Genomic DNA, 11,919 nt, shown 5'->3' on the forward strand with positions numbered 1-11,919 from the left:
GAGCAAGGCAAATTAACACCCGCCCCGTGGTAACAAATGCCTTCACCCAAGGAGACCGCAGATGAAACAATGGATCCGCGCGGGAACAATAGCCGCCGGCGCAGTCGCGCTGATGCTTTCGACCGGCGCGTACGGAGCTGCCGGCGCCAATACCGCGGCCCAGGCACCGGCCGGCATTCGCGCCTACCTCGTGTTGTCCGCCCCCGGCAACGTGGACGCGATCACTCAGGCGGTCACCGCCAACAACGGCAAGGTCCAGAACACCTACCCGCAGATCGGACTCGTGGTCGCCCACTCGAGCGGGAGCGACTTCGCCGCCAAGATGCGCGCGGTTTCCGGCGTACAGAAGGTTGGGGACACCCGGGAAAGCGACGTACCGACCACCGGCGCGACCGCGCCGGCGCAGAACGGTGTCGCTCAGAAGCACCTCGCGCCACAGCTCGGCGAAGCCATCTCCGCCCCGGCCGAGGCCGCGGAGTGGAACCACATCCAGATGGGCGCCGACAAGGCCTGGGCCATCAACCCCGGCAGCAGGAACGTCACCGTCGGGATCCTGGACACCGGCGTACAGGGCACTCACGAGGATCTGCGCGACAACTTCGACGCGGCCAACTCGGTGTCCTGCCTGTACGGCAAGCCCAACACCACCCCGGGCGCCTGGGAGCCGGACTCGTACGCACCCGCCGCGGGGCACGGCACCTCGGTCGCCGGCATCATCGCCGCGGCCAAGAACGGCAAGGGGACGGTCGGGATCGCACCGAACGTCCGGATCGCGTCGGTGAAGGTGATGGAGCCGACCGGGTACATGTACGCCGAGAACGTCGTGTGCGGGATCATGTGGTCGGCCGACCACGGATTCGAGGTCACGAACCACAGCTACTACGTCGACCCGTGGCTGTACAACTACACCAACAACCCGAACCAGGACGCCGTCATCGAGGCCGTCCGCCGCGCGGTCGACTACGCGAAGGGCAAGGGCACCGTCACCGTCGCGGCCGCCGGCAACTTCTCGACCAACCTCGACACCGAACAAGGCACTCTGCTGCCGGGAGATCTTCCCAACGCGATCTCGGTGACCGCCACCAACGTCCGCAAGGAGCTGGCCTACTACTCGAACTTCGGCGTTCAGACAGTAGACGTCACCGGTCCGGGCGGCGACGGCTACGCCATGATCAACACCACCGGGATGAACAACAGCTACACCACTTTCCACGGCACCTCGGCGTCGTCGCCGCATGTCGCCGGCGCCGTTGCGCTGCTCGCTTCGGCGCACCCCACGGCAACGGTCGACCAGCTGCGCACCATGCTCCTCGCCCAGGCCATCGACACCCCCTGCCCGGCCAACGACAGCCGATGCACCGGCACTGCCGCCAAGAACTCCCACTTCGGCGAAGGCATCGCCGACGCCCTCAGGGCCGTCAACGGCGGCAGTGACCCGGACCCGGACCCGCCGACCACGGTGTTCTCGACCGACTTCGAGCAGACAACCGGATGGGCCTTCAACACCGAAGGCACCGACCGCGCCACCTCCGGACGCTTCGAAATCGGCGACCCCCAAGCCACCAACTACTCAGGCAAAACCATGCAGCCCGGCAACACCGTCAGCGGCACCAAAGCCCTCGTAACCGGCGCACCAGCCGGCACAGCCGTCGGCGACCACGACCTCGACGGCGGCGCCACCAGCGCCACCTCAGCGCCAATCCAACTCCCCACCAACGGAGACCTCAAGCTCACCATGTCGTGGTACCTCGGACACCTGTCCAACTCCGCCGGCGCGGACTACCTCCGAGTCCGCGCAGTCACCCCCACCGGCAGCACAGTCCTCTTCGACAAGAAAACCACCTCCGCCGACACCGCGGCCACCTGGAACACCGCCACCGCCAGCCTCACCCCGCTGGCCGGCAAGTCGATCCGCCTCATCATCGAAGCAGGCGACATCTCCGGCGGCAGCCTCGTCGAAGCCGGCATCGACGACCTCCGCATCACCACCGGCTGAACCTCAACCACGTTCGCAACAACCAAACAGTGTGACTGCGCCGGTCCGTGCTGTCTCGGGCCGGCGCAGTTCGTCGGCGGTGTTCAATCCGAGGTGCGAATCCCTGATGCCAATACGACGGTCAGCTCTTTGCGTGATGACACGTGCAGCTTGTGCAGGCACCGTGCGACGTGTTGCTCGATCGTGCGACGCGACAACCCAAGCGCTGTGGCTATCTGCTGGTTCGTCTGCCCGGCGGCAGCCAGCGCAGCGACCTCGAGTTCCCGTGGCGACAGACGTTCACCGTAGCTGGGGCGCCCGCGTTTGCGCTGCGGAGCCGCTTGCTGCTCACGAAGCACCTCACGGCAGGACCGCGACCGGCGGCGTACGCCGAGCTCATCGAACAACCTCTCTGCGGCCAAGAGTTGCGGTATACCGTCCAGACCCAGCTGCAGCTGACACTCCCCCAGCCTTCGCTTCGTCCGAGCGAGCCAGAACGGCCTTGGCAACTCCGAGAACATGACTTCCGCCGTCAGGTAGCCGTCCAGCGCCTGATGAAAATTACCGATGCTTTGGGCAACGACCGCTTCGCCGAACCGCAGTGCGGCCGCCGAGGCAGGGCAGTCCAGGCCGGCGATCCCCTCACGATGCTCGTCGATGAGGCGCTGAGCATCGGTCGGTCGCCGCAGCGTGGTGAGGACCTCTACGGCGCTGGGCGTGACCTCGCCGGCCCACACCCACATACCGGTCCGCCTCAGAACCTGAACGGCCAGGTCGACGTTCCGCAGCGCCTCGGTCCGCGCCGACTGACGTAACCGCACCTCGGCCAGCAATGTATGTGCCGTAGCCGTGACCGGCGGCGCGGGTGGCTGGTCCGCGCTCACCAGAGGATGGATCAGCTGCAGCGCCTGGTCGACGTCCCCGTGCTCAGCGGCCAGTGCCCCGGCGATCAGCCTGCATTCGGCCGCGACGCGCGGAAGACTCTCGAACCGGTTGACCAAGGCAACAGTGCGCTCCGGCAGAGCGTCCCAGCGCCCCAGCATCCAGTCCAGCATCGCCTCCGCGACTTCAAGCTGTTCGCGGGTGTAGGCAGCGGTGAACCGGCTCGCCAGCTCCCGCCCTGACGCCAGGTAGCCGGACGCCCGACCGTAATGGCCGAGCCACAACGAAGCGTCCGCGAAGTTCAGGCAAGCACGCGTCTTGTGCCGGCCCAGCGCCGGGTCGGTGGTCTCCTCGAACAGGGAGTCGGCGAGCGGCCATGCCGACCGCTGGCCGCAGGTCATCAGAGTGGTCGCCTTGTTCACCAGGAAGGCTGTCCGGTCCGACGGTTCGGCGATCGCGCCGGCGAGCGAGTCTGCCTCGGTCAGCCATTTGAGATGCGTGTCGACGTGCTGATGACCAGCGTGGATGTTGGCCAGCGACGACATCACTCGGGCGGCCAGGTCGGGCCGCGGTTCTCGGAGTTCACCTGCGGCACGCTCGAGCTCGCGATAGCCCTCGGTCGCGTCGCCGAGCTGATTCAGCAGCAACAATCCCAGATCGTTGCGCAACTCTCCCCGGATCCTTAAGGGCAGCTGCTGGACCTCGTTCACCAAGGCGCGCAACAGCTCGACCGTCGCCCCGCAGTCCAAGCCGTCCAGTGCGGCTCGGCCGAGTTTCAGGGCGAGGCGCCCGGCTTCGTCTCCCTCGGCAGCAGCGATCAACTGCAGCAGTGTGGTCACCGCAGCTCCGGTGTCCCCTACTGAGATCGCGGTATCGGCGCCGAGCTCGCTGTTGTCTCGCCAACCGTCCAGGTCGCCGCACGCTTCGAGATGAGACGCGATCCGGAAGTAGGGCAGGGCGCCCGATGCGTCGAGGAGAACCGAGGCGGCCCGCCGGTGGAGCCGCCGAAGGCTCGACCGGCTCGTGACCTGCCGCACAGCTTGCTGCAGCAGTTCATGCCGACAGGCGAACCGGCCGTTCGTTTCCTGCAGCAGCCCGGCATCGAGCACGTCGTCGAGCGCGAGCTCGCCGGCGTCCACCGGTACGTCGGCGACAGCGAAAAGTTCCTCCTCGCCTACCGGTACCGCGAGCACGGCGGCCGCCACGACAAGCCGTCTGGCGGTATCGCTCAGGCCCGACAGCCGCCGCGCGATCGCCTCGCGAAAGCCGGCCGGTACATCATCTCGAAGGAACTGATCCCACGCGGTGGAACCCACTGACGCCGGGTGGAGCTGCTCCAACGCCGAGTGCACTATCTGCTCGACAGCGAACGGTATGCCGCCTGAACGCCGCTGCAGCGCTTGCCGAACCTTGCGCGGCGGCCGGCCACGACCAACCATCGCATGCAGCATCGCTGCTGTCTCGCTCTCGGCCAGCACCGGAAGCTCGATCGTGGCTGCGGAACCCGACCGTCCAAGGTCGGCCGCGGCTCCTCGAGGCAGCTCACCGGGCCGATAACTGAGGACCACCGTCAACTCGGCAGGCAGGTGACCGAAGAGGTACTGGAGAAACTCCATGGTCCCCGAGTCGGCCCAGTGCAAGTCGTCGAGCACCAGCACAGCCGGGCCGGCTGCCGTCAGCAACGAACTGATTGCGCGATATCGGCGATGCTGCTCCATTCGCAGGTCCGCCAACGGCGGCAAGGGCGGCGGCAACCGGGAACCGAGCTCTGGCAGGAGAGGCACTAGCGCGCCCAGCAGCGGATCGGTCGCCTCGGACAACTTCGCGGAGGCGAGTGGCAGCAACGCATCGACCACCGGGCCCAGGGGAAACGGCTCACGCAGGGACTGACAGGTTCCGATCAGTTTCTGATGGTTCCCCAGCGCGCTGTGCGCGAAGAGCTCGTGCAGCAACCGAGTCTTTCCGACTCCGGCTTCGCCCTCCAACCGCACCACGACAGGCGGGACAGCAACCAGTTGGAGCAACGCATTCAACTGGCGCCAACGCCCCACCAACGGAGTCACGATGTACCCACGCTCCCAGTCGCAATCCCATCAGGGGGATTCTTCCGATGCCATTCGACGAGACACTACTGCAGATACCGCGGATTATCTGAAGTAATCTCTCCGGCGTGACTCCAGGTAACACGACGCCGGCGCCCGATCGGCCGCGACGTGGACGCCGGCCGGCGCAGCTGCCGGACCGCTATGCCGCAATCCACGCCGGCTATACCGCTGCGCTCGCTGCCGCGGGAATGCTCGACGACAACACTCGCCGCGCCTACGCCTCCCGGGTCCGCGGCTACCTGATCTGGCTGGACGCCGCCGATCTCGACGGCGACCCACTCACCCAACCCCACGCCCGCGACGGCGCCGTCCGCGACTACCGCAGCCACCTGCAGACCGTCGCCAAACGCAAACCCTCCACCATCAACACCACCCTCGCCGCGATCGGCGACCTCTATCTACGCCTCGGCCTCGGCGCCCCCGACGTGCGCCGCCTCGACCTGCCCCAAGCCGCACCCCGGGCATTGTCCGAACGCGACATCACCCGCTGGCTACGGACCGTCGAACGATGGGTCAACCCCCGCGACCGGGTTCTGGCTCTCATCCCGTTCTACGCAGGGCTTCGCCTCGGCGAAGTCGTCGCCCTCAACCTCGACGACATCGCCCTGTCCGCCCGCAAAGGACTCATCACCGTCCGGGCCGGCAAGGGCGAGCGCTACCGCGAAGTACCCATCCACGCCGGGCTACGCCCCGACCTCACCCTGTGGATCAACGACGAACGACCCACCTGGCCCGGCGCCGCCGACACCAGCGCGCTGCTGCTCAACCACCGCGGCGCCCGGCTGTCCGCCCGCGGCGCCCACGACGTCATCGGCGCCATCGCCAACCAAGCAGGCATCGGCCACGACTTCACCAGCCACGCCCTACGCCACACCTTCGGCACCACCCTCGTCCGCGACGGACACGACCTCGTCCTCGTCGCCGAACTCATGGGCCACGCCCGCCTCGACCAAACCCGCCGATACAGCCTCCCTACCCAAGCCGACCGCGAACTAGCTGCAGCAGCGGCCACCCTGTCGAGTAGTTGACCTTTTCTCACCAGGTCGCATCAGCTCACGACCACCGGCAATACCGATCCGCGCCGCGTCGTCGTACTCGGGGCACAGCCACGTCAGTCGACGCCTGTCTCCTGGGATCGCTTGTTCGCGCCCTTGACGACGTAGTGGACGAGTCCGACGAGCCAGACGATGATGCAGATCGTGGTGTCACCGGGAGTGCGGTCGATCACCGCGATCGCGCTCAAGGTGCTCTGATCGGCTGCGATGAGCCCGGCCGTGCCAATGGCGAAGACGGGGAACCACGCCCAGGTGCGGTCGAACCAGACACTCAGGACCGCTGACGCGCCGAGCACGAACAGGGTGTTCTCTGCTGTGACCTGGACGGCGTGATCCACGTCGACCACGAGTGAGGCGGGCAGCAGCGCGCAGAGTGCGACCGCAGTGCAGCCGAGCAGGAGACCGCCTCTCGCAGCCTGCATTCGTCGTGAGGCCTGGCGCTCGAGTTGTGGTGCCTCACCGGTGAGAACGAATCCGACGATCGGCGCCAACAGCAAGGGCAAGATGTGAAATCCAGTCAGCCGGGTGTAGTCGCCGTAGCTCTGTTCCACGGCCTGCGGCAGCTGGACTTGTACGAGGCCGAATCCCAGCAGACCGGCTGCCGCTGCTGCTGCGGTGAACAGGTCGAAGCCGTGCAGCCGCAGAAAGGTCGCGGCTAGACGCACGAGATATCAGGTGGGCGCTGGTACCACCAGACAACTTGCTGGTCTGACGGCAGCTTCAGAATGGACGCGATGGAGTCGCGGCGCTGTGGCGCGGTGGCGTCATCGAGCTGCGACAGCAGCCAGGCGATGCGCTGGTTCGCTCCGCTCCCCAAGACCCGTTGACCGGGATTACCAGGGCCGCACAGATGCCAGGTTGTGGTTTCCCTTGCCAGCTCTCCAGCAGCTGCGACCGGGTCGGATGCCCAGAGGTTGACCGGGATCCAGTTCGCGGGTCGTTCCAGTCGATCCTCGATGATTCCTTCGGGCAGCGGCCGGCCTGCAGCGGCCAGGGGCGCCCACATCCTCGCCACCAACTGGGCAGCGGTGTTCCTGCGCCGATCGTGGTCTGGGAACGAGCACGACGGCACTGGCGTGTCGGCACACACCATCGGGCCCTTCGCCGCGACCAGTTCGACCCGGCGTTGCGGCCCGGTCACGGACACTGATACCGCTGCGACGAGTAGCGCCGCTACTGGGACCGCCAGGAAGGCGCCCTTGGCGCGAGGCGTCAGTTGACGCCAGATGGTCGGCACAGAGACGAGGATCGCGAGCGCGAGCAAGATCAGGCATTGTGTGAGAATGACCGCGGTCCGTGGCTCCAAGCCGGCGGGAAATCCGCCGTCGTCGATTCCGGTCAGCAGGTTGAACGCCGCGTCGGGCGTGCCGGCGGGGATGGCGCTGACCATCCACCCCAGGAACAGGGCCATCGGTACTGCGATCGGGAATACGAGGTACCAGCCGAGCAGCCAGCCTATTGCGGAGTGCAGGGTGATCCAGGCTGCTCCTGCCAAGAGAATCGCGAAGTTCGGTGTCCGCCATGACGAGGCTGCCGTGTTGGTCCCCAGGGTGACCAACACGAGCAAGACAAGTACCACGTAGCCCCAGAAGGCGCTGGCCACCACCTGCGGCAACTGCGGCGGCAGCCTGCGTGAACTCATCGTCAGGTCTGGAACCGTTGCCCGGGCCGTTCGGGCGTCGAGCACTGACCCTGCCGCCACTCCGATGACAGCCACCAGCGCATAGTTCACGGCTGTTTGCTGGCCCATGTTCCATTCACCGACCCACAGCCGGTTTCCCTGGAGCTGGACCAGTCCCGCGAGGAACGCCGGTACGGTGAAGTAGCGAGATGACGACGACCGGATCAGATACAGAATGCTCAACGCGGCTCCCCGGGAGCGTTGACGATCGCCTGGTAGGCCGACTCCAGCAACTGTGTTGCCGATGCCGCGCTATCGGCGCGCCTCGCGAACTCTTCCACCGAACCGTCGAAGCGCACCATGCCATCGGTCAGCACGATCACGCGGTCGGCCAACTCGGGCACGTCCTGCAGGATGTGGGTGGTGACCAGCACACACGCGTCATCGCCTGCGATATCTCTGATCGTGGCCCGAAGGTTGGCGCGTTGTGCTGGGTCAAGTCCCGACATCGGCTCGTCCAAGAGCACAACAGGCGGGCGGTGCACGATGGCCGTCGCGATCGATGCCCGACGCTGCATCCCGCCGGATAGCTTCTTGGCCGGTTTGTTTGCCTGCTCGGTCAATCCCACTGCAGCTAGTGCCTTCGACGCCAACGCGTCGGCCCTTTTGGGAGGGCACTGTTTCAGCCAAGCGGCATACGTGACGAATTCAAGGATGCTCGCTCGACGAGGTAACCGTGGCTCCTGCGGCAGGACCCCGAGCAGTCTCATCATCTCGCGACGCTGACGGAACGGGTCCAGCCCGCAGACGGCGAGCTCGCCCGTGGCCGGCCGTTTCTCGCCGGCTATGCACTTCACAAGGGTGGTCTTTCCGGCCCCGTTCGGTCCGAGCAGCACAGTGACACCGGCCTGGAGCGTGAGGTTGACATCCTCGAGGGCTGACTGTGCTCCATAGCGCACAGTCAGCCCTTGAGCAGATACCAACGGTGTGCCTTTTACCACCACGCCTCGAAGTTAGCACTCGCGCTGGTGTTTCCACTGGTCCCGTTGGCTGCGTCGAAGTGATAGCTCGCACTCGGCCACGCACCACCCCAGAACTTATCGATTGTTGCTTCGGGCAAGCATGCTCCAGTCGGAACCAACCCGCTCGAACAGCCCGACATCTAGGTTGGCTGGGCTGAAGTGTGCGGGACCTTCGCCGTCGAGTGACGAGATCGCGGCCGCAGGTCGTTTCGCTGCCCGGATGGCCAACTGGACCAGCCAGGAAGTAGCGTCCGGGCCGGCCGTGAAGCGGGCCCCGACTGCGCAGGAGCAGGCCAAGGCGCCAGCAACGTGAGCTGGGCAGTGCGCCAGGCACAGTCGTTCAAGTTCAGCGTCGTGTGGGCCAGCGCGAACCCCTGCATGCAGATCCGCGGCGGCAAGACAGGGCTGTACTCGTACCGGGCCAACTGCAACCTCGGCTAGCTAGCGTTCCGCGGGCTTGTCCGTCTCCGGACGGGCAGGTCCGCGCGACCGGCCGGCGCGGTGGTCCTCACTGATCTTCGCATCCCACTCGTCGGTCTCGACACGACGCCTTGACGAGGTGAGCGCCCTGAACAGCCACCGCAGCAGCAGAGCCAGCGCGAAGATCGCTAGCGCGATCAGCAGCCCATCGAACCATGACAGGTCAAACATCGCAGCCTCCTCGACCGGCAGTCAGGTTCACGAAGCTATCAGCTTCTGCAGAACGGCCCCGTCGCGACCAAACGCGGTCACCGTGGCCGGCCCGGCCGGTGCCGGCCACCACGCCAGGTAGTAGCCGTCGGCCACCGACGCGGTCACTTCCACGCCTTCGGTCGTCACGACCTTGACCTTCTCGACCCCGGCCGCCACTCGCCCGTAGACGTATCTGGCGCCTTCGCCCTCATCGAGCGATCCACCGTTGCCGATCAGCGACACGGAACTGCCGGCAGGCAACGCAACGGCGATCGTCCGTCCGGCTGACCGGTTGGTGTCGTCGAAGATGCACACCGCGATGCTGTCGCCTCCGCCGAGCAGCGCGGCGGTGAAGTCACCTCGTTGCTCGGTCACTACCGGCCGCAACTGCAGCGCGCTGCCCACCGAGTCGGTCGGTCCAGAGGGAACCGACGACGTGCACTGTCCCAGACGGGGGTCATCGGCCGAAATTGTCACCGGTCGCGGGATCGCCGTCCACGACGCGTACGCCGACGCGGGAAACAGCAGCGGATAAGTCACCACACCCGCCATCACGGCCGCGGCAGCTGCCACCGAACCTCGCACCACGTTGCGCCGCCGGCGGCGCTCGACACCGGCGACGCCGGCCAGAACTGTCGCGCGAGCCCGGCTCTTCCCGTCATCGGTCAACGGTTCGGCCTCGAGTACAGCGCTCTCGAAATCCATCAGAAAACCCCTTCGATCGTGTGCTGCTCAAACGCCTCTTGAGCAGCCTCAGCAACGTTCTTGCGTGCACGGGAGAGCCGAGACTTCACCGTCCCCAACGGGATCCCGAGCAGCCGGGCGACCTCGTCCTGGCCCAGTTCGGCATAGACACACAGCTCGTAGACATTGCGATACGGCACCGGCATCGCGGCCACCTGCCGCCGCAACCACACACGCTGCCGCTCGAGCTCGACTGCCCGCACAGCGTCCTCGGCGATATCCGGCACCACCAGCAGTGTGGGATCACCTGCACGCCCGTCGCGCCGGGTGGCGCGCTCCGCACTCCGGACCTGCTTCTGCAGAACCCGCTTGGCGATCGTCAGCAAGATCGGCAACGCCGATCCTTCACGCACCACGAACGATCTCCGCGAGCGCCAGACCTCGATGAAAGTCTCCGACAACACGTCCTCGGAATCGACCGATCCCCCCGCCGCCCGCCGGCAATAGCGATGCACCCGATCCGCATGACGATCGAACAGCACCCCCAGCGCAGCCATATCACCGCCGCGCATCGCCTGCCACTGAGCAGCGTCACCCGCGGATTCATCGACCATGCCCTGTTCATACCCGCCCACCATCACAAAGTTCCCCCGACACCACGACCATCGATCGCTCACACGGTCACCCGCCACCGTCCGGGCAGAGGTCACTGATCTGTAAGCGTTCGGTAACACACTGTGCGTAGGTTCGGCCGGACATTCGCACTCGCGGGTGGTCGTCTCACGATCATGTCTGGGGAACCATGTTCAACCTTCGCAAAGTTGCCGTCGCCTCCGCCTCCATCGGGTCTTTCGTGGCGCTCGGCTTGTCATTGCCCGCCGCTGCGGCCGGGCCGGAAGCGGTCAACGTCACCAGCAAGAGCATGTGGGTGGCTCCGGCCGGAGAGGTCAGCACCGCAGGAATCACGGCCGTCGACTGTGAAGGGTTCCTGAGCGGTGCGACCGGCCTCATCCGCTGCTACAGCGGCCCTGCCGGCACCACGCAGTTCCGGGCCATGGTCCAGTGCCAGAACGGCACCATCGTGTACGGCGCCTGGAACTCCTACGGCATCTTGACGTCGGCAACCTGCGCCTCGGGTGCAGGGAACGCAACGCGGGCCGGCGCGCAGTTCAGGTAGCCATCTGCCGCTGCTCCCACATCTGACGAACCCAAGATGTGGGAGCAGCGGTCTGCCCAGCGGTGAGCAGCACTGTCCGGGCGTTCCAGCCGGGACGTCCCTGAAGTACGTCGATGGAGAGAAACGATGAAGACTCGCGCACTCGTCACAGCCGCGATCGTGGCTGTCGCGCCGTTCGTGACGGTCAGCCAGGCCCACGCCGCGTCCCCGGCGCCCGATTCCGCCGCCGGCGTCACCATGGGGGTCCAAACCACCGCCCTCAAGATCGACGACACGATGGCGCAGGTCCTGGACGGCAAGGCGGCAAGCTTCACGCTCGTCGCCGAGACTACGAACTTCGCGCAGCGCGTTCGCCTCTGGCGCGACACCTCGACCGGCAACCTGCACGGGCAGATCGCGTTCTCGAAGCCTGGCGACTCGGTCTGGCTGGCGGGCGACGGCTGCCCCGGCTCGGCGACCACCTGCAATCTGGCCTACGTACCGGCCGGCGGCAGCGAAGCCAACACCATCCCCTCCAACGGGGTCGTCGATGCGTGTGGTCGGCACGACTTCGGCGGCTCAACCACCTCCGTCGTGTGCACCTGCATCGTCTGCAAGACGGAGCCTCGCAAGGCGGCGACACGCCCGTCGGCAGCAGGCCCAGCGGCTCGCCGTACCGGCAGTACCGATCCCAGCCGGTCATAGGCCGGCGTCTCCTCGATGTAGGTGTCGTACGGCGGACTGTCG

The 11,919-nt window shown here is 66.5% G+C and carries 12 protein-coding genes; 5 read left to right on the forward strand and 7 right to left on the reverse strand.

Annotated features, from left to right (window positions below; genetic code table 11):
• Positions 1 to 61: 61 nt before the first annotated feature.
• A complete protein-coding gene (locus OX958_RS25930) occupies positions 62 to 1,996 on the forward strand; it encodes a S8 family peptidase (protein ID WP_270132113.1) in 1,935 nt (644 codons plus the stop codon).
• Between the two features lie 83 nt (positions 1,997 to 2,079).
• On the opposite strand, the gene OX958_RS25935 is transcribed toward OX958_RS25930, so the two are convergent.
• Complete coding sequence (locus OX958_RS25935; protein WP_333486434.1) at positions 2,080 to 4,920, reverse strand: ATP-binding protein; 2,841 nt, start codon at positions 4,918 to 4,920, stop codon at positions 2,080 to 2,082.
• A gap of 107 nt (positions 4,921 to 5,027) precedes the next feature.
• On the opposite strand from OX958_RS25935, the gene OX958_RS25940 reads away from it, so the two are divergent.
• Positions 5,028 to 5,990 (forward strand): tyrosine-type recombinase/integrase, encoded by a 963-nt coding sequence (locus OX958_RS25940; protein WP_270132114.1) that lies wholly within the window; start codon positions 5,028 to 5,030, stop codon positions 5,988 to 5,990.
• Between the two features lie 83 nt (positions 5,991 to 6,073).
• Here OX958_RS25940 and OX958_RS25945 read toward each other — a convergent pair whose 3' ends face one another.
• From OX958_RS25945 to OX958_RS25955, 3 genes are read right to left on the reverse strand one after another with little or no spacing between them, the layout of a single operon-like run.
• Complete coding sequence (locus OX958_RS25945; protein ID WP_270132115.1) at positions 6,074 to 6,682, reverse strand: hypothetical protein; 609 nt, start codon at positions 6,680 to 6,682, stop codon at positions 6,074 to 6,076.
• Positions 6,673 to 7,881 (reverse strand): hypothetical protein, encoded by a 1,209-nt coding sequence (locus tag OX958_RS25950; RefSeq protein ID WP_270132117.1) that lies wholly within the window; start codon positions 7,879 to 7,881, stop codon positions 6,673 to 6,675. The genes OX958_RS25945 and OX958_RS25950 overlap by 10 nt, the downstream gene beginning before the upstream one ends.
• Positions 7,878 to 8,642, reverse strand: coding sequence for an ABC transporter ATP-binding protein (locus tag OX958_RS25955; protein ID WP_270132118.1), 765 nt, complete (start codon positions 8,640 to 8,642; stop codon positions 7,878 to 7,880). Before OX958_RS25955 ends, OX958_RS25950 begins: the two co-directional genes overlap by 4 nt.
• Before the next feature lie 327 nt (positions 8,643 to 8,969).
• Here OX958_RS25955 and OX958_RS25960 point away from each other — a divergent pair, with 327 nt between their 5' ends.
• The gene (locus tag OX958_RS25960) at positions 8,970 to 9,101 is read left to right on the forward strand and encodes a hypothetical protein (RefSeq protein WP_270132121.1); all 132 of its coding nucleotides are present in this window, start codon (positions 8,970 to 8,972) and stop codon (positions 9,099 to 9,101) included.
• Here the strand turns inward: OX958_RS25960 and OX958_RS25965 are convergent, their stop codons facing one another.
• From OX958_RS25965 to OX958_RS25975, 3 genes are read right to left on the reverse strand one after another with little or no spacing between them, the layout of a single operon-like run.
• On the reverse strand, positions 9,102 to 9,311 hold the full coding sequence (locus OX958_RS25965) for a hypothetical protein (RefSeq protein ID WP_270132123.1): 210 nt from the start codon (positions 9,309 to 9,311) through the stop codon (positions 9,102 to 9,104).
• A 27-nt stretch (positions 9,312 to 9,338) separates the two neighbouring features.
• Entirely contained in the window at positions 9,339 to 10,037 is a 699-nt protein-coding gene (locus OX958_RS25970; protein WP_270132125.1) for a hypothetical protein, read from the reverse strand.
• Positions 10,037 to 10,630, reverse strand: a complete 594-nt coding sequence (locus OX958_RS25975) for an RNA polymerase sigma factor (RefSeq protein ID WP_270132128.1) — start codon at positions 10,628 to 10,630, stop codon at positions 10,037 to 10,039. The genes OX958_RS25970 and OX958_RS25975 overlap by 1 nt, the downstream gene beginning before the upstream one ends.
• Before the next feature lie 188 nt (positions 10,631 to 10,818).
• Between OX958_RS25975 and OX958_RS25980 the strand changes: the two genes are divergently transcribed.
• Together OX958_RS25980 and OX958_RS25985 are read left to right on the forward strand one after the other, a co-directional pair.
• Positions 10,819 to 11,193, forward strand: a complete 375-nt coding sequence (locus tag OX958_RS25980; protein ID WP_270132130.1) for a hypothetical protein — start codon at positions 10,819 to 10,821, stop codon at positions 11,191 to 11,193.
• Between the two features lie 126 nt (positions 11,194 to 11,319).
• Entirely contained in the window at positions 11,320 to 11,877 is a 558-nt protein-coding gene (locus OX958_RS25985) for a hypothetical protein (protein ID WP_270132132.1), read from the forward strand.
• Positions 11,878 to 11,919 lie beyond the last annotated feature (42 nt).

The sequence above is a fragment of the Kribbella sp. CA-293567 genome, from assembly GCF_027627575.1.
GTDB lineage: Bacteria > Actinomycetota > Actinomycetes > Propionibacteriales > Kribbellaceae > Kribbella.